The organism is Geodermatophilus sp. URMC 65, from assembly GCF_053502545.1.
The window spans coordinates 745,119-762,603 of the sequence record NZ_CP199954.1 but is presented as its reverse complement, the minus strand read 5'-3'; the positions used below and the strand labels follow the sequence as shown (position 1 = coordinate 762,603).

Below are 17,485 nucleotides of genomic sequence, written 5' to 3'. Positions count from 1 at the left end.
GAACAAGGGAGGAACACGTCATGACCTCGCTGACCACACCACAGGCGGCACCCGCCGCCGGCGACCGGGCGGAGCGGATCGAGCGCATCCGCCAGGCCGCGTACCGGATCCGCCGCAACGCCCTCGACATGGGGGAGGTGCAGGGGCAGGGCTACATCGGGCAGGCGCTGGGCGTGGCCGACGTCCTGGCCACCGTCTACACCGACCAGCTCCGGTACCGCCCGGAGGACCCGCACTGGCCCGACCGGGACCGGTTCCTGCTCTCCATCGGCCACTACGCCATCGCCCTCTACGCGGCGCTGGCCGAGGCCGGGACGATCCCGGCCGACGAGCTGGAGACCTACGGCTCCGACGACTCGCGGTTGCCGATGTCGGCCATGGCGTCCTACACGCCGGGCGTGGAGATCTCCGGCGGCTCGCTCGGCCACGGGCTGGCCGTGGCCGCCGGGATGGCCCTCGGGCTGCGCCACCAGGGCAACGGGGCGCGGGTGTTCAACCTGCTCTCCGACGGGGAGCTGGACGAGGGCTCGACCTGGGAGGCCGCGCTCGCCTGCGCCCACCACGGCCTGGACAACGTCACCGCGATCGTCGACGTCAACGCGCTGCAGGCAGACGGCCCCACCGCCGGCGTGCTGCGCACCGAGCCGGTGACCGACAAGTGGCGGGCCTTCGGCTGGCACGCCCTGCGCGTCGACGGCAACGACGTCGCCGCGCTCGTCGACGCCCTCGACGAGCTGCGCGCGCACCGCGGCTCGCCCGGGGTGCTCATCTGCGACACCCGCATCGGTTGCGGGGTGCCGCTGCTCGAGGGCCGGGAGAAGGCCCACTTCATGCGGGTCGAGGAGCACGAGTGGCAGATCGCCCGCGACCAGCTGCAGGAGGGGACGACCCGATGACCAGCACCACGCCGCAGAAGCGGCTCACCACCTCGGCGATGATCGCCTCGTTCGCCGACCCCGGTCAGCGCACCGCCAGCGCACCGTTCGGGCACGCGCTCAACCGGCTCGCCGAGCAGCGACCCGAGGTCGTCGGCCTGTCGGCCGACCTGGCCAAGTACACCGACATGCACGTGTTCCGCGACGCCCACCCCGACCGGTTCTTCCAGATGGGCATGGCCGAGCAGTCGCTGCTGGGCGCGGCGGCCGGCATGGCGGAGGTCGGGCTGGTGCCCTTCGCCTCCACGTACTCGGTCTTCGCCACCCGGCGGGCCTACGACTTCCTCTGCCTCGACATCGCCGAGCCCGGGCTCAACGTCAACGTGGTGGGGGCGCTGCCCGGCCTGACCACCGGGTACGGTCCGAGCCACCAGGCCACCGAGGACCTCGCGATCCTCCGCGGCTGCCCGGGCCTGACCATCGTCGACCCCTGCGACTCGGTCGACATCGAGCAGGCCGTGCCCGCGCTGGCCGACGCCCCCGGCCCCACCTACCTGCGACTGCTCCGCGGGGCGGTGCCGACGGTGCTCGACGAGTACGACTACCGCTTCGAGCTCGGCAAGGCCGCCGAGCTGCGCACCGGGCGGGACGTCGTCCTCATCTCCACCGGGCTGATGACGATGCGGGCGCTGCAGGCCGCGGCCCGGCTCGAGGCCGACTCCGTCGACGTCGCCGTCCTGCACGTGCCGACGATCAAGCCGCTGGACACCGAGGCCATCCTGCGGGCTGCCCGGACCGACCGGCTCGTCGTCACGCTGGAGAACCACACCGTCGTCGGCGGGCTGGCCGAGTCCGTCGCCTCGACGCTGGCCTTCGCCGGTGAGACCACGCGGGTGGTGCCCATCGCCCTGCCCGACGAGTTCCTCGCCGCCGGGGCCCTGCCCACCCTGCACGACCGCTACGGCCTGTCGACCGACGCCGTCGTCGCCCGTGTCAAGACCGAGCTGGGCGGTGGCAAGCAGGCCGACCACGGCCCGTGGGCCGCCGACCCCGAGCCGGCCACGGCCTGACGCCGTCAACCCGCACCCGATCACCTGCCCTGGAGGAACCCATGTCCGTCTCCGACAAGACCGTCGTCATCACCGGCGCCGGCTCCACGCGCGGCATCGGCCGCGCCACCGCGCACACCCTGGCCGCTGCCGGCTGGAACGTCGCCATCCTCGACCTGGACGAGGCCAGCGCCAAGGACGCCGCTACCGAGGTCGCCGAGCGCAACGGTGTGCAGGCCGTGGGCGTGGGCTGCGACATCACCGACGAGGCCTCCGTCGACAACGCGCTGACCGTCCTCGACGGCGCGCTGCCCCCGGTCGGCGCCCTGGTCAACAACGCCGGCATCACCTCGCCGACGCCCTTCCTGGAGGTCAGCGGCCAGGAGTGGGACCGCATCTTCGCGGTCAACGTGCGGGGCGCGTTCAACGTCACCCAGCCGCTCGCGGCCGGCATGGCCGAGCGCGGCTTCGGCCGGATCGTCTTCCTCTCCTCGGTCTCGGCCGAGCGGGGCGGCGGGGTCTTCGGCGGGGTGGCCTACTCCGCCGCCAAGGCCGCCGAGCTCGGCTTCACCCGGGCGCTGGCCCGCGAGCTCGGCCCCAAGGGCATCACCGTGAACGCCGTCGCGCCGGGGCTGATCGACACCGACATCACCGGTGGCGCCCTGGAGGGGGACCGCAAGGCGGAGCTGGTCGCCGGGATCCCGGTGGGCCGCAACGGCCGGGTGAGCGACGTCGCCGACCTCATCACCTACCTGTGCCGCGAGGAGACCGGCTACATCACCGGCGCGACCTACGACGTCAACGGCGGGTCGCACATCCACTGAGGACCCCCTGCCCCCACCACTCGCAGGCTCGCGGCGGGACCCTGCAGGGGGCACCTCCGGCCTCTCACCAGCGCGGCCCGTCCCCTCGGGGGGCGGGCCGCGCCGTCGGTGGCTCAGCGGGGCGTCGCGTCGCTCGGGCGGAAGGGCGCGCCGTGACCGGGGACGACGAGCGTGGCGAGCTCGAGCACCCGCTCCCGCTGGCGCCGCAGCTCGTCGCGGTCGGGGGAGTAGGGGTCGTCGGCCGGGCCCTCGCCGGTCCACCACAGGTGGGTGAGCGCGACGACGTCGTCGGGCGTGCCGACCAGCGTCGTGACGTCCTGCGGGGTGTGCCCCGGCGTGGCCAGCAGGCGGACCGACGGGGTGAGGTCGACGCCGTCGGCCGCCCGCCGGGTGAACACGTCGCCCTCGATGACGGACTGGAAGTCGTGCACCGGGACCACGGGGAACAGCGCCACGTTGAGCGTGTGGTCCAGGTGGTGGTGGCTGAGGACGACGTCGGTGACGTCCTCGGGCGCGACGCCGAGCTCGCGCAGCGGACGCAGGATGAGCTCCCGGTCGGCCACCATGCCGGGGTCGACGACCACCACCCGCCCGGCGTCGCGCACCAGGCTCACCGTCCCCGCCACGTGCGGCAGCCGGGCGTAGCCCTCGACCAGGACGTCGACGCGGGCGGTGCGGGAGAGATCGGCCACCCGCGGACCGTAACCCGCGGTCAGCCCGCCAGCGAGCGGCGCAGCGCCTGCACCGAGGCGGCCGCGCCCGAGTCGGTCATCACCACGCCCGCGTGGTCGTGCCCGCGCACCAGCTCCGCCGTCACCAGGCCGTTCGACGCGGCCACCACCGCGGCCACCTCGTCGTCGGTGTAGGCCGGCGGCGACCCGGCGCCCACGCTCCACTCGGCGTGCAGCAGCTGCGTGGGCACCGAGAGCCGGCGCAGCGCGTCGGCGGCGGTATCGGTGAGGAAGACGTCGGCGGCGTCGTCGACCAGCGCCCGGCCGTCCAGCCGCACCCGGCCGCCGTCCCGGCCCCGCTCCAGGTCGTGTGCCAGGCAGGTGGCCAGGTGCGGGTCGGCGGGGTCGAGCAGCGGCCCGGTGTTCGTCACGACGACGTCGACGTAGCTCGCCAGGTCGGGCCAGTCGGTGCCCAGCCGGGCGGTGCGGTCGGCGAAGGCAGCCTCCAGCTGCTCGCGGCTCGTGGGCCGGCGCACCATCGGCGGCCCGCCGTCGAGCAGGGTCAGGCTGCGCACCCGCTCCGGTGCGGCGGCCGCGAGCTGCACGGCGACGAAGCCGCCCAGCGACATGCCGAGGACGTCGACGCTCTCCAGCCCCAGCGCGTCGAGGACGGCGAGCTGGTCGGCGACGTGCCCGGCCAGCGTCGAGGCGTCCGACCGCGGCGTGCTCAGCCCGCGGCCGCTGAGGTCGGCGGCGACCAGGTCGACGTCCGGCGCCGCGGCGAGGGTCCACGACCACAGCCGCGAGGTGCTGCTGAGGCCGTGGATCGCCAGCACCGGCCGGGTGCTGCCCGGTCGCCGCCAGGCGTGCACGCAGCGGCCGTCGGGCCGCTGGACCTCGACGTGCTGGGGGAAGTCGTCGGGACTCACGCACCCACCTCGTCCGGGAAGACCTTCCCGGGGTTGAGGATGCCGTGCGGGTCGAGGGCGGCCTTGACCGCGCGCTGCATGGCGACCACCTCCGGGGCCAGCTCGACCGCCAGCCCGTCGCGCTTGAGCAGGCCGACGCCGTGCTCGCCGGTCACCGTCCCGCCCAGCGCCACGGCGTCGCGCATGATCTCGCCGAACGCGACCTGCGCCCGGGCCCGCGCCTCGGCGTCGCCGGGCGGGGTGATCAGCAGCGGGTGCAGGTTGCCGTCGCCGGCGTGCGCGATGTTGGCGATGAGCACGTCGTTGCGGGCGGCGGCCGCCTCGATGCGGGCGAGCATGTCCGGGACGGCGGCCTTGGGCACGCACACGTCCTCGGTCAGCAGCGGGCCCAGTCGCTCCAGCGCCGGGTAGGCCAGCCGGCGCGCGGCGAACAGCGCCTCGGCCTCGGCCGGGTCGGTGGACGCCGCGGCCCACGTGGCACCGCCGAGCTCGAAGCTGCGCAGCATCGCGTCGGCCTCGGCGTCGCCGGCCGGGCCGGGGGCGTCGGTGCGGCCGAGCAGCACCACGGCGGCGTCGACCGACAGGCCCATGTTCTTCCACTCGTCGACGGCGGCCAGGCAGTGCCGGTCGACCAGCTCCAGCGCCGAGGGCGTCACCCCCGCCGCGCCGAGCGCCTCGACCGCGCGGCCGGCGTCGACCACGGAGTCGAAGTAGCCGACGACGGTGCGCTCGGGGGCCCGCGCCGGCCGCAACCGCACGGTCACCTCGGTGACCACGCCGAGGGTGCCCTCGGAGCCCACCATCAGCCCGACCATGTCGTAGCCGACGACGCCCTTGGCGGTGCGCCGCCCGAGCCGCACGACCTCGCCCAGGCCGTTGACCACCTCGAGCTCGAGCACGTAGTCGCGGGTCACGCCGTACTTGACGCAGCACACGCCGCCGGCATTGGTGGCCACGTTGCCGCCGATGGTCGACCAGGGGGAGCTGGCCGGGTCGGGCGGGTACCACAGGCCCTGCTCGGCGCAGGCGGCGCGCAGGTCGTCGTTGACCACGCCGGGCTGCACGACGGCGTAGCGCTCCACGGGATCGATGGCGACCACGTCGCGCATGTGCTCGGTGGAGAGCACGACGCACCCGTCGACGGCGTTCGCCCCGCCGGACAGGCCGGTGCCGGCGCCGCGGGGCACCAGCGGCGTCCGGTGCACCAGGCAGGCGCGCACCACGGCCTGCACCTCCGCCGTGGACCGGGGGCGGACGACGGCCAGCGGCGCGCCGTGGGGTGCCCACTCGGCCTCGTCGTGCACGTAGGAGCCGACGACGTCGTCGTCGGACAGGACGCGGTCGGCCGGGAGGGCGGCCAGCAGGGCCGCCACGACGCCGGACTGCAGTGCGGGAGCCTGGGTCACGCCCCCCAGTCAAGCACCGCGGCCTGCCCGTGCACCGGTGCTCAGTCGAGCACCGGGTCGCGCCCGCCCGCCGTCGTCGCGACGGGTGTCCGGCGGCGCGACAGCAGGAGGGCACCGGCCGCCGACAGCAGCATGGCGATGCCGACCAGCCACAGTGCGGGCCGGATGCTGCCGGTGGCGTCGGAGACCCACCCGGTGATGTAAGGGGCGGCGAAGCCGGCGGTGTTGCCCAGCGAGTTGATCAGCGCGATGCCTGCTGCGGCTCCGGCGCCGGCGAGGAACAGCGGCGGGAAGTGCCAGAACACCGGCAGCGCGCAGCAGATGCCGACCGCGGTCAGGGTGATGACGGCCATGACGGTGAACGGCGAGTCGAGGTAGAGGGCCACCGGGATGGTCACCCCGCCCAGCGCCGCCGGCAGGGCCAGGTGCCAGCGGCGCTCGCCGGTCCGGTCGGAGTGCCGGCTCCACAGCACCATCGTCGCGGCGCCGGCCAGGAACGGGACCGCGACGATCGCGCCGGTCTCGAAGATCGAGTAGCTGGCGTCGAAGCGCTCCGCGAAGCCGGCGACCACGGTCGGCAGGAAGAACGAGACCGCGTACAGGCCGTAGACGACGCCGAAGTAGACCAAGCCGAGACCGACCACCCGCGGGTCGGCCATCGCCCGCCACGGGGAGGCCTCCCGGCCGGGCGTCTGCCCCTCGGCGGCGATGGTGCGGGCCAGCCAGCTGCGCTCCTCGGCGGTGAGCCAGCGGGCGTCCTCGGGGCGGTCGGTCAGGTAGAACCAGCACGCGACGCCGAGCAGCACGGCGGGCAGCCCCTCGACGAGGAACATCACCCGCCAGCCCTCCAGGCCGAACAGCCCGTCGCCGTACTGGATGACCGCGCCCGACAGCGGCGCCCCCAGGGCCGAGGAGAGCGGGACGGCCACCAGGAAGGCCCCGATCAGCTGCACCCGCTGGGCGCGCGGCAGCCACCAGGTCAGGTAGAGCAGGACCCCGGGGAAGAAGCCGGCCTCGGCGACGCCGAGCAGCACCCGCAGCGCGTACAACCAGCCCGCCGAGCCGACGAAGGCCATCGCGCTCGCGACGATCCCCCAGCTGACCATGATCCGGGCGATCCAGCGGCGGGCGCCGAAGCGGTGCAGCGCCAGGTTGCTCGGGACCTCGAAGAACAGGTAGCCGATGAAGAACAGCCCCGAGGCCAGCCCGAACATCGTCTCGGTCAGCCCGAGGTCCTCGCTCATCGTGAGCTTGGCGAAGCCGATGTTGGTGCGGTCGAGGTAGTTGACGAAGTAGAGGAGCCCGAGGAAGGGCACCAGCCGCCACGCGACCTTGCGCAGCGCGCTCCTCCCGACCGGGTCGGTCTCGGTGTGGGCCACGGCTCCTCCAGACGACGTCCCTGCGGGTGTGCGCGGCTCACGGTAGGGCCGCGGGCCCACGTGCCAGGTCGGCGCGTCGGGACCCCTCCGAGTGGACGGACCGGCACTGGCCCGGTGGCGCCGGGTCTCGCAGATTCAGCGGGGAGACCGCCCACGTCCCGAGGAGGACGCATGACCACCCCCTACTGGGTCGCCGGACAGCTGCGGACCGGCACCGACGTCGTCGAGGTCCGCTCGCCGTTCGACGGCGCCGAGGCCGGCCGGACGACGAACGCCACCGCCGAGGACGTCGAGGCCACGGTGTCGGCCGCCCACTCCGCCCGCGCCGCCTGTGCGGCGCTCCCCGCCCACGCGCGGGCCGCCGCCCTCGACCACGTGTCCCGGCGGCTGGCCGAGCGCAGCGAGGAGGTCGCCGCGCTGATCACCGCGGAGTCCGGCAAGCCGCTCAAGTGGGCCCGGCTCGAGGTGGCCCGCGCCGTGTCGACCTTCCGCTGGGGCGCGGAGGAGGCGCGGCGCTGGTCGGGCAGCCTGCAGCGGCTGGACACCGATCCGGCCGCGACCGGGCGGATGGCGCTGGTGCGGCGGGTGCCGCGCGGCCCGGTGCTGGGCATCGCGCCGTTCAACTTCCCGCTCAACCTGGTGGCGCACAAGGTGGCACCGGCGATCGCCGCCGGGGCGCCGATCGTCGTCAAGCCCGCCCCCGCGACGCCGCTGTCGGCGCTGCTGCTCGGCGAGATCCTGGCCGAGACCGAGCTGCCGGCCGGCGCCTGGTCGGTGCTGCCGGTGCCCAACGAGGTCGCCGCACGGCTGGTGCAGGACCCGCGGCTGCCGGTGGTCTCCTTCACCGGGTCGGTGCCGGTGGGCTGGTCGATCCGCGAGTCCGCGCCGCGCAAGCACGTCACCCTCGAGCTCGGCGGTAACGCGGCGGTCGTCGTCGCCCCCGACCAGGACGACGCGGCGCTGGACCGGGCCGCCTCCCGCATCGCGACCTTCGCGATGTACCAGGCCGGGCAGTCCTGCATCTCGGTGCAGCGGGTCCTCGCCCACCGGGACGTCGCGACCGCCCTCACCGAGCGGGTCGTCAAGGCTGTGGAGGGGCTGGTCACCGGAGTCCCGACCGACCCGGCGACCGACGTCGGGCCGCTGATCGACGAGCAGGCCGCCCGGCGGGTGGAGAGCTGGGTCGACGAGGCGGTGGCCGCGGGCGCCCGCGTGCTCACCGGCGGCACCCGCGACGGCGCCACCTACGCGCCCACGGTGCTCACCGACGTCCCGGCCGACGCGAAGGTGTCCTGCGAGGAGGTGTTCGGGCCGGTCGTCGTCCTGGACACCGTGGACTCCGTCGACGAGGCGTTCGCCCGGGTGAACGACAGCCGCTTCGGGCTGCAGACCGGCGTGTTCACCCGTGACCTGCAGGTGGCCTTCCGCGCGGCCGCGGTGCTCGAGGTCGGGGGAGTGGTGGTCGGCGACGTCCCGAGCTTCCGCGCCGACCAGATGCCCTACGGCGGCGTGAAGGACTCCGGCACCGGCCGCGAGGGCGTGCACGCGGCCATGGAGGACCTCACCGAGGAGCGCGTCCTCGTCCTCACCGGCATCGACGTGTGATCTGTCGGCCTACCGGCCGACACCGCGGCCAGGTGCCGTCCCCGACCGGAGCTGAGCCGCTGCCCGTGTCCCGGTCGGGAGCCCCTCCGGGGCCCCGCGACCGGTCCACCCAGCCAGGTGCCGTCTGGCCCGCGAGGTGGACGGCGCCGGACGCGGAACGGCCCCGGTGGGAGTCCCACCGGGGCCGTCTCGCGTGCGCTCAGCTGTCGAGGTTGGCCATGACGTGCTTGACGCGGGTGTAGTCCTCGAACCCGTACATCGACAGGTCCTTGCCGTAGCCGGAGTGCTTGAACCCGCCGTGCGGCATCTCGGCGACCAGTGGGATGTGCGTGTTGATCCAGACGCAGCCGAAGTCCAGCGCCTTGCTCATCCGCATCGCCCGGCCGAAGTCCTTCGTCCAGACGCTGGAGGCCAGCCCGTACTCCACACCGTTGGCCCAGGCGAGGGCCTGCTCCTCGTCGGAGAACCGCTGCACGGTGATGACCGGGCCGAAGACCTCCTGCTGCACCAGCTCGTCGTCCTGCCGCAGGCCGGCCACGACGGTCGGCTCGACGAAGAAGCCGCGGTCGCCCTGCCGGCGGCCACCGGCGGTGATCTCGGCGTGGTCGGGTGCGCGGTCGAGGAAGCCGGTGACGTGGGCGAGCTGGTTGGCGTTGTTCACCGGCGGCACGAGGGCGTCCTCGTCGCCGGCGCCGTTGTCGTACGTCGTCCGGGTGTTCCTCGCCTGCTCGGTCAGCGCCGCGACGAAGTCGTCGTGGATGCCCGGCCCGGCCAGCACCCGGGTGGCGGCGGTGCAGTCCTGGCCGGCGTTGAAGTAGCCGGCGACCGCGATGGCCTCGGCCGCGGCCTCGAGGTCGGCGTCGTCGAAGACGACGACCGGGGCCTTGCCGCCGAGCTCCAGGTGCACCCGCTTGACGTCGCGGGCGGCCGTCTCGGCCACCGCCATGCCCGCGCGCACCGACCCGGTGATCGAGACCATCTGCGGGATGCGGTGCTCGACCAGCGCCCGGCCGGTGTCCCGGTCGCCGCAGACCACGTTGAACACGCCCGGCGGGAGGAACTCGGCGGCCAGCTCGGCCATCCGCAGCGTCGTCGCCGGGGTGGTGTCGCTGGGCTTGAGGACGACGGCGTTGCCGGCCGCGATCGCCGGCGCGAACTTCCAGACCGCCATCATCATCGGGTAGTTCCACGGCGTCACCTGGCCGACGACCCCGACCGGTTCGCGCCGGACCCAGGACGTGTGGCCGGCCATGTACTCCGCGGCCGCCTTGCCCTCGAGGTTGCGCGCGGCACCGGCGAAGAACCGGATCTGGTCGACCATCGGCGGGATCTCCTCGCTCGCGGTCAGCCCGAGCGGCTTGCCGGTGTTGCGGCTCTCCAGCGCCACCAGCTCCTCGCCGTGCGCCTCGATCGCGTCGGCGAGGCGGAACAGCACCAGGGAGCGTTCCGACGGGGTGGCGTCGCGCCAGCCCGGGAACGCCCGCGCCGCGGCGGTGTAGGCGCGGTCGACGTCCTCGGCCGACGACACCGGTGCGGAGGCGAACACCTCCCCGGTCGCCGGGTCCACCAGGTCGGCCCGGCGGCCGTCGGTGGCGTCGACGTGCTCCCCGCCGACGAAGTTGCGCAGCTCGAGCTTCTCGCTCACCGGAGGTCCCTCTCGTTCGGGCGTCCCGGCGTCCCCGGAACCGCTGATCCGGTGGTAATCGTCACTGCAGACGGCCGATCTGTCCAGCCTCGTGCTCTGACGACGACGGATTCCTCAGGCCGACGGCGGGTGCAGTGCCAGCCAGAGCTCGGCGCGGACGCCGGGGGAGTCCAGGTCGCGGCCGAGCAGCTCCTCGGCCCGCCGGATGCGCTTGCGCAGCGTGTGCCGGTGGACCCCCAGGCGGGCCGCGGCCGGCTCCCACTGCCCGTGGGCGGCCAGCCAGACCCGCAGCGACTCCACCAGGTCGCCCGGTCCTGCCCGGTCGGCCGCGGCCAGCGGTGCGAGCGCGGCCTCGGCGAACGCGGTGGTGGCCCCCGGGTCGAGCAGGCCCGCCAGTCCGCGGCCGGCCAGGTCGGCGAAGGCGGTGACCGGCCGACCCGCGGCCCGGCCGTGCCCGGCCGCCTGCCGGGCCTGGCGCACGCCGTCGGCCAGCCGCGCCCACGGCACCGGCGGTGCGGTCCCGAGGACGGCGCCGGGCACCCGCTCGGGCAGGTCGGCCAGCCGCCCGGCCAGCGGCCCCTCGGCCGGCACCAGGACGACGAGGGCGTCATCGAGCTCGGCCGACAGCACCGGCTCGCGGACGTGCGCGGCCGCGTCGGCGGCCACGTCGACGGCGGCGGCCCGCTGCTCGGGGCTGCCCAGCACCGCCATCGCCAGCACCGGCTCGCCCGGCAGCCGCTCGCCCAGCGCCGCCACCACCGGCTCGGCCGCAGCGGTCTGCCCGGCCAGCAGCAGCTGCAGGATCGCCGCCCGCAGCGCCGCGGTGCCGCTGTCGAGCGCCCGGGACTGCTCCAGCCGCAGCGTGAGCAGCAGCGCAGCCGCGTTGACCACGTGCCGGTCGCCCGCCGAGAAGGGGCCCGGCCGCCCGACGGCGAGGAAGCCGCGGACCCGCGAGCCGGTGCCCAGCGACTGCAGCAGCACCGTCTCGCCGGGCTGGGTGAGCGCGGCACCGGCCGGGGGCCGCGCCGTGCGCAGCCGGTCGACCGCCGCCGTCAGGTCGCCGGCGCGGCCCCGGGCGGACGGCGGCGCGGCCTCCAGCGGCGTCCCCGCGGCGTCGACCAGCAGCGCCCAACCGCCGAGGTGCCGGGCCAGCCGGTCGACGACGGTGCCCGGGGCGCCGGGGCCGACCGCGGCACGGGTCAGCTCCCGCTGCACCGTCGACGTCCGGGTGACCGCCGCGTACTCCTCGGCGGCCAGTGCGCTGGAGACCGCCCGTGACAGGGCGATGAACGGCGTCTGCCGCGGTACCTCGAGGACCGCCAGCCCGTGCTCGTCGGCCGCGGCGACCAGCTCCGCGGGCACCTCCGCGTGGGTGAGGCCGGTGCCCAGACCGAGGCCGACCACGCCGGCCCGGGCCAGCCGGCGGACGTAGCCCTCGGCCATGTCGGGCGTGAGGGCCAGGCCGGTGGTGAGCAGGAGCTCGCCGCCCTCGAGGAACGGTGTGGGGTCGGCGAGCTCGCTGACGTGCACCCAGGAGATCGCGCGGTCCACCGGCGCGGCGTGGGTGCGCAGCGTCAGCGCGAGCGACGCAGTGCCGAGCAGGGTCGCGACGGTGACCGGCACGGGCAGGACCTCTCGACGATCTGGACACCCGGACGCCCCGGGGGTGCCGATCCGGACGGTACCGGTGGAGACGTAGGCCACGGACCCTGGACGCGAGGACCTCCCCCGTCGGGGGAGGCCGGCCCCACGAGGAGACAGCGATGACCGACCTGCTCACCGGCTCCCACACCGTCGCCCAGGAGCGGCGCCTCGTCACCGAGCTGCCCGGCCCCCGCTCGCGCGAGCTGGCCGCCCGCCGGGCCGCCGCGGTCACCTCCGCCGTGGGCAGCGTCCTGCCGGTCTACGTCGAGCGCGCGGCCGGTGGCGTGGTGGTCGACGTCGACGGCAACTCCTTCATCGACCTGGGCTCGGGCATCGCCGTCACCAACGTCGGCCACGCCGCGCCCGAGGTCGTGGCCGCCGTCCAGGCGCAGGTCGCCGCCTTCACCCACACCTGCTTCATGGTCGGTCCCTACGAGGGCTACGTCGCCGTCGCCGAGGAGCTCGACCGGCTCACCCCCGGGGACCACGAGAAGCGCACGGCGCTGTTCAACACCGGCGCCGAGGCCGTGGAGAACGCGGTCAAGGTGGCCCGGGTGGCCACCGGCCGCTCGGCCGTCGTCGTCTTCGACCACGCCTACCACGGGCGCACCAACCTGACGATGGCGCTCACGGCGAAGAACATGCCCTACAAGCACGGCTTCGGGCCCTTCGCCGGCGAGGTCTACCGGGTGCCGATGTCCTACCCGTACCGCGACGAGCCGGGGATGACCGGCGAGCAGGCCGCCGCCCGGGCCATCGACCTGATCGAGACGCAGATCGGCGCCGGCAACGTGGCCGCAGTGCTCATCGAGCCGATCCAGGGCGAGGGTGGCTTCGTCGTCCCGGCGCCGGGCTTCCTGCCTGCCCTGACCGACTGGTGCCGCCGCTCGGGTGCGGTCTTCGTCGCCGACGAGGTGCAGACCGGCTTCTGCCGCACCGGCGCCTGGTTCGCCTCGGAGCACGAGGGCGTCGTCCCCGACCTGATCACCACCGCCAAGGGCATCGCCGGCGGCATGCCGCTGGCCGGGGTGACCGGCCGCGCCGAGCTGATGGACGCCGTGCACACCGGTGGCCTGGGCGGCACCTACGGCGGCAACCCGGTGTCCTGCGCCGCTGCGCTGGCCAGCATCCGCACCATGCGGGAGCTCGACCTGAACGCCGCCGCGCGCGCGATCGAGGCGACCATGCTGCCGCGGCTGCGCGCGCTGCAGGAGCGCACCGGCGTGGTCGGCGACGTCCGCGGCCGCGGCGCGATGCTCGCCGTGGAGCTGGTGAAGCCGGGCACGGACGAGCCCGACTCCGCGCTGACCAACGCGATCTCCAAGGCCTGCCACGCCGAGGGCGTCATCACCCTGACCGCCGGTACGCACAGCAACGTGCTGCGCTTCCTGCCCCCGCTGGTCATCGGGCAGGACCTGCTCACCGAGGGGCTCGACGTCCTCGACGCCGCCTTCGACGCGCACGCGGGGAAGTGAGCGCCCCGGCCGCAGCCGGCGCCGCCAGTGGGCACCGCCGGCTGACGCTGCGTCCCGAGGGTCCCACCGGGAGCGACCGGGTGGGCGGCCTGGTCACCTGGCCGAACGGCCGGCCCCTGCTGGCCGACGTCGTGCCGGTCTTCGACCGGCTCGGCGTGCGGGTGGCCGACGCCGCCGCCGTCCCCGGGGACGACGGCGCGCCGGCCACCCGGCTGGAGCTGCTCCTGCCGCCCGGCACCGCGCCGGCCACGGCGCTGCCCCGGCTCGAGCAGGCCCTGGCCGCGGCGTGGGCGGGGGAGACCGAGCTCGACGGGCTCTCCCGGCTGACCGTCGGTGCCGGCCTGCCGGTGGCCGACGTCGCCGTGCTGCGCGCCGCCTGCCGCTACCTCGCGCAGGTGGGGCTGGGCCTCTCCCGCGGCTACGTGGAGGAGACGGTGCTCGCCGCACCGGAGTTCGCACACGCGCTGCTGGCCTCCTTCGCGGCGAGGCACGACCCCGACGCCGCCGACCCCGCGGCCGCCGCCTCGGCGGCCGAGCACCTGGCCGAGCTGCTCACCCGCACGACGAGCCTGGACCAGGACCGCATCCTGCGCGGCCTGCGCGACGTGCTCGCCGCCGTGGTGCGCACCAACCGCTACCAGACCGACGCCACGGGGGCGCCCCGCCCGGCGCTGGCGCTGAAGATCGCCTCCGCGGAGCTGGACCTGCTGCCCCGGCCGCGGCCGGAGGTCGAGACCTTCGTCTGCTCGCCGTCCATGGAGGGGCTGCACCTGCGCGGCGCCCGGGTCGCCCGCGGCGGCCTGCGCTGGTCCGAGCGCCCGGAGGACTTCCGCACCGAGGTGCTCGGCCTGGTCAAGGCGCAGATGGTCAAGAACGCGGTGATCGTGCCGGCGGGCGCCAAGGGCGCGTTCGTCGTCCGCGGCGACCTGCGCGGCCTGGACCGCGCAGCGGTGCAGGAGCGGGTGGCCGGCGCCTACCGCACCTTCGTCGACGCGCTGCTGGACGTGACTGACGACCGCAGAGGCGACGGCAGGGGTGGCGACCGCGTCCTGCACCCGCCGCGCACCGTCGTCCACGACGGCGACGACCCCTACCTGGTGGTCGCCGCCGACAAGGGGACGGCGACCTTCTCCGACCTGGCCAACGAGGTGTCCGAGCGCCGCAGCTTCTGGCTGGGTGACGCGTTCGCCTCCGGCGGCTCGAGCGGCTACGACCACAAGGCCATGGGCATCACCGCCCGCGGCGCGTGGGTGTCGGTGCGCCGGCACCTGCGCGAGCTCGGCGTCGACCCCGACGGGCCGCTGACGGCGGTCGGCGTCGGCGACATGTCCGGCGACGTCTTCGGCAACGGCATGCTGCTGTCCGACGAGCTGCGGCTGGTGGCGGCCTTCGACCACCGGCACGTCTTCCTCGACCCGGACCCCGACCCCGTGCGGTCCGCGGCCGAGCGCCGCCGGCTGTTCGCGCTGCCGGGCTCGTCGTGGGACGACTACGACCGCTCGGCGCTGTCCCCGGGCGGTGGCGTGCACCGCCGCGACGCCAAGCGCGTGCCGCTCTCACCGCAGGTACGGGCCCGCCTCGGGGTGGACGCCGAAGAGCTGTCGCCGGCCGAGCTGGTGCGGGCGGTGCTGCGGGCGCCGGTCGACCTGCTGTGGAACGGCGGCATCGGCACCTACGTCCGTGCCGCGGACGAGACCGACGCGCAGGTCGGCGACCGCGCCAACGACGCGGTCCGCGTGACCGCCGGGGAGCTGCGCTGCCGGGTCGTGGGGGAGGGCGGCAACCTGGGCCTGACCCAGCGCGCGCGGATCGCCGCGGCACGGGCCGGGGTGGCGCTGAACACCGACTTCATCGACAACTCCGCCGGCGTCGACACCTCCGACCGCGAGGTCAACCTCAAGATCCTGCTGGCCGGCGTGTCGCGTGCCGAGCGGGACGCGGTGCTGCGCGCGGTCGAGGACGAGGTGGCCGCGGCGGTGCTCGCCGACAACGCGCTGCAGGCCCGGGCGCTGTCGGTGTGCGCGGGCCAGGCGCCGTTCCTGCTCGACCGGCACGCCCAGCTGATCGGCGACCTCGAGCGGCACGGCCTCGACCGCGACCTCGAGGGGCTGCCGTCGGAGGCGGAGGTCGAGCGGCTGCGCCAGGCCGGGGCCGGCCTCACCCGGCCCGAGGCCGCGGTGCTGCTCGCGCACTCCAAGAACCTGGTGCGCGAGGAGCTGCTGGCCAGCGACCTGCCCGACGACCCGTCGGTGGCCGGGGTGCTGGCGGCCTACTTCCCGCGGGCGGTGGCCGAGCGCTGGCCCGACCGGGTGGCCGGTCACCCGCTGGCCCGGGAGATCACCGCCACCCAGCTGGCGAACGACCTGGTCAACCGGGTCGGTCCGGGCTTCCTGCTGCGGCTGGAGGAGCGCCACGGCGTCCCCACCCCCGTGGCGGCCCGCGCCTACACGGTGGCCACCCGGGTGCTCGACCTCGGCCCGCTGTGGGCACGGGTGGACGACGACGTGCCGCTGACCGTGGAGCGGCTGGCGCTGCCCGAGCTCCAGGCGGCCACCGAGCGCGCGGCCGACCGGCTGCTGGCGGCCCACCCCGACCCGGCGGCGCTGACCGCGGCGGCACCGGCGCTGGCCGCGGTCGTCGCCCGGATCGAGCCCGCTGCGTGGCTGGCCCGGCCGGGTGCCGCGGGCGACCGGGCCCGCACGCTGCAGGCCGAGCTGGCCGCCGCGGGCGCGACCCCGGAGCTCGCCGCACTGGTCGCCGTCCTCGGGTGCCAGGCCGACCTCGTCGACCTGGCCGGGGTGGCCCGCACCGCCGGGGTCGACATCGGCCGGGTGGTCGAGGCCGACGCCGCCGTCGAGCAGCTGCTGGCGCTCCCGCGGGTGCACGCCTGGACCGCGGAGGAGGCCGGCATCTCGCACTGGGCCGTCGCCGCCCGCGCGGCCCTGCGGGAGGAGGTGGACCAGCTGCGGTGGGCCCTCGTGGCGGCGCTGCTGCGGGACGCCGACGGCGACGCGGACGCCTTCGCCGACCGGCACGCCGCGGCGCTGGCCCGTTTCACCGCCGTCCGCCAGCAGGCCGGGTCCGCCCGCGACGACGTCCTGGGCCGGGCGTGCGTGGTGGTGGCGGAGTTGCGCCGGCTGGTGGCCAGGGTCGGCTGACGGTCCCCCGGCCGGCCCGTGGGGTGCCCCATCTCCGCGGAAGCTCCACCGCTGCTTCTTCCTGTGAGCAGCGGTGGAGCCTCCGCGGAGGAACATCGGTGGCCACGGCTGGGGGGCAGTCCGCGCCGGCGAGCCCGGCGCCGGGCAGGGGCGGGCCCGTTCTCGGGGACACCGGCCGGGCCACGACGGTTCCCCCGATCCCATCGACCGACCCGACCATGGCCGTGAGCTCCCCCTGAGGGAGGGCGCCGGGGCCCCGGGTGGTCGTTACCATCCGGGGGCCCGGGGCCGCCGGGTCTGTCGTGACCGAGGCGGGAGGGGCGACCGGTGACCATCCGTCGGCAGTTCGTGCTGGACGACGTCTCGCGGGCGATCATCGAGCAGCTGCAGGAGGACGGCCGCCGTCCCTACGCGCGCATCGCCGCGGCGGTCGGGCTGTCGGAGGCCGCCGTCCGGCAGCGCGTGCAGCGGCTGCTCGACGCCGGCGTCATGCAGATCGTCGGGGTCACCGACCCGCTGCAGGTGGGGTTCTCGCGGCAGGCGATGGTCGGGGTGCGCACCAGCGGCGACGCCCGCGTCGCCGCCAAGCGCATCGCCGCGTTCACCGAGGTCGACTACGTCGTCATCACGGCCGGGTCGGTCGACCTGCTGGTGGAGGTCGTCTGCGAGGACGACGACCAGCTGCTCGACGTCGTCGCCCGCATCCGCGCGGTGGACGGCGTGGAGTCCACCGAGACCCACCTCTACCTGGGCCTGGCCAAGCAGACCTACGCCTGGGGCACCCGCGGGCCGCAGGGCCCGACGTCGTCCGACGCCGGGCTCTGA

Annotated in this window: 13 protein-coding genes; 7 read left to right on the top strand and 6 right to left on the bottom strand. The window is 75.4% G+C overall.

Going from position 1 to position 17,485, the window contains the following annotated elements:
- The first annotated feature begins 20 nt into the window (after positions 1 to 20).
- The 3 genes from ACWIX7_RS03545 to ACWIX7_RS03535 are packed head-to-tail and all read left to right on the top strand — an operon-like array spanning position 21 to position 2,748.
- On the top strand, positions 21 to 896 hold the full coding sequence (locus tag ACWIX7_RS03545) for a transketolase (RefSeq protein ID WP_448620242.1): 876 nt from the start codon (positions 21 to 23) through the stop codon (positions 894 to 896).
- Positions 893 to 1,945 (top strand): transketolase family protein, encoded by a 1,053-nt coding sequence (locus ACWIX7_RS03540; protein WP_448620241.1) that lies wholly within the window; start codon positions 893 to 895, stop codon positions 1,943 to 1,945. Before ACWIX7_RS03545 ends, ACWIX7_RS03540 begins: the two co-directional genes overlap by 4 nt.
- 41 nt (positions 1,946 to 1,986) lie before the next feature.
- On the top strand, positions 1,987 to 2,748 hold the full coding sequence (locus ACWIX7_RS03535) for an SDR family NAD(P)-dependent oxidoreductase (protein ID WP_448620240.1): 762 nt from the start codon (positions 1,987 to 1,989) through the stop codon (positions 2,746 to 2,748).
- Positions 2,749 to 2,861: 113 nt separating this feature from the next.
- Here the strand turns inward: ACWIX7_RS03535 and ACWIX7_RS03530 are convergent, their stop codons facing one another.
- The 4 genes from ACWIX7_RS03530 to ACWIX7_RS03515 are packed head-to-tail and all read right to left on the bottom strand — an operon-like array spanning position 2,862 to position 7,133.
- Positions 2,862 to 3,440 carry an MBL fold metallo-hydrolase gene (locus ACWIX7_RS03530; RefSeq protein ID WP_448620239.1) on the bottom strand — a complete coding sequence of 193 codons (579 nt, stop codon included), beginning with the start codon at positions 3,438 to 3,440 and terminating at the stop codon, positions 2,862 to 2,864.
- A 20-nt stretch (positions 3,441 to 3,460) separates the two neighbouring features.
- Positions 3,461 to 4,348 carry an alpha/beta fold hydrolase gene (locus tag ACWIX7_RS03525; RefSeq protein ID WP_448620238.1) on the bottom strand — a complete coding sequence of 296 codons (888 nt, stop codon included), beginning with the start codon at positions 4,346 to 4,348 and terminating at the stop codon, positions 3,461 to 3,463.
- Positions 4,345 to 5,754 (bottom strand): FAD-binding oxidoreductase, encoded by a 1,410-nt coding sequence (locus ACWIX7_RS03520; protein ID WP_448620237.1) that lies wholly within the window; start codon positions 5,752 to 5,754, stop codon positions 4,345 to 4,347. The genes ACWIX7_RS03525 and ACWIX7_RS03520 overlap by 4 nt, the downstream gene beginning before the upstream one ends.
- Positions 5,755 to 5,795: 41 nt before the next feature.
- Positions 5,796 to 7,133, bottom strand: a complete 1,338-nt coding sequence (locus ACWIX7_RS03515; RefSeq protein ID WP_448620236.1) for an MFS transporter — start codon at positions 7,131 to 7,133, stop codon at positions 5,796 to 5,798.
- Between the two features lie 171 nt (positions 7,134 to 7,304).
- Between ACWIX7_RS03515 and ACWIX7_RS03510 the strand changes: the two genes are divergently transcribed.
- The gene (locus tag ACWIX7_RS03510) at positions 7,305 to 8,738 is read left to right on the top strand and encodes an aldehyde dehydrogenase family protein (RefSeq protein ID WP_448620235.1); all 1,434 of its coding nucleotides are present in this window, start codon (positions 7,305 to 7,307) and stop codon (positions 8,736 to 8,738) included.
- Positions 8,739 to 8,937: 199 nt separating this feature from the next.
- On the opposite strand, the gene ACWIX7_RS03505 is transcribed toward ACWIX7_RS03510, so the two are convergent.
- Together ACWIX7_RS03505 and ACWIX7_RS03500 are read right to left on the bottom strand one after the other, a co-directional pair.
- Positions 8,938 to 10,383, bottom strand: a complete 1,446-nt coding sequence (locus ACWIX7_RS03505) for a gamma-aminobutyraldehyde dehydrogenase (protein WP_448620234.1) — start codon at positions 10,381 to 10,383, stop codon at positions 8,938 to 8,940.
- Between the two features lie 114 nt (positions 10,384 to 10,497).
- On the bottom strand, positions 10,498 to 12,006 hold the full coding sequence (locus ACWIX7_RS03500) for a PucR family transcriptional regulator (RefSeq protein ID WP_448620233.1): 1,509 nt from the start codon (positions 12,004 to 12,006) through the stop codon (positions 10,498 to 10,500).
- 140 nt (positions 12,007 to 12,146) lie between these two features.
- Between ACWIX7_RS03500 and gabT the strand changes: the two genes are divergently transcribed.
- The 3 genes from gabT (at position 12,147) to ACWIX7_RS03485 (ending at position 17,485) form a co-directional block, all read left to right on the top strand.
- The gene (gabT, locus tag ACWIX7_RS03495; protein WP_448620232.1) at positions 12,147 to 13,502 is read left to right on the top strand and encodes a 4-aminobutyrate--2-oxoglutarate transaminase; all 1,356 of its coding nucleotides are present in this window, start codon (positions 12,147 to 12,149) and stop codon (positions 13,500 to 13,502) included.
- Positions 13,499 to 16,660 carry an NAD-glutamate dehydrogenase domain-containing protein gene (locus ACWIX7_RS03490; RefSeq protein WP_448620231.1) on the top strand — a complete coding sequence of 1,054 codons (3,162 nt, stop codon included), beginning with the start codon at positions 13,499 to 13,501 and terminating at the stop codon, positions 16,658 to 16,660. Before gabT ends, ACWIX7_RS03490 begins: the two co-directional genes overlap by 4 nt.
- A 327-nt stretch (positions 16,661 to 16,987) precedes the next feature.
- Positions 16,988 to 17,485: an Lrp/AsnC family transcriptional regulator gene (locus ACWIX7_RS03485; RefSeq protein ID WP_448620230.1), complete on the top strand. Its 498-nt coding sequence runs from the start codon at positions 16,988 to 16,990 to the stop codon at positions 17,483 to 17,485.

Coding starts and splice junctions, on each gene's coding strand:
- ACWIX7_RS03545 (WP_448620242.1), top strand. CDS start 21: ATGACCTCGCTGACCACACCACAGGCGGCACCCGCCGCCGGCGACCGG.
- ACWIX7_RS03540 (WP_448620241.1), top strand. CDS start 893: ATGACCAGCACCACGCCGCAGAAGCGGCTCACCACCTCGGCGATGATC.
- ACWIX7_RS03535 (WP_448620240.1), top strand. CDS start 1,987: ATGTCCGTCTCCGACAAGACCGTCGTCATCACCGGCGCCGGCTCCACG.
- ACWIX7_RS03510 (WP_448620235.1), top strand. CDS start 7,305: ATGACCACCCCCTACTGGGTCGCCGGACAGCTGCGGACCGGCACCGAC.
- gabT (WP_448620232.1), top strand. CDS start 12,147: ATGACCGACCTGCTCACCGGCTCCCACACCGTCGCCCAGGAGCGGCGC.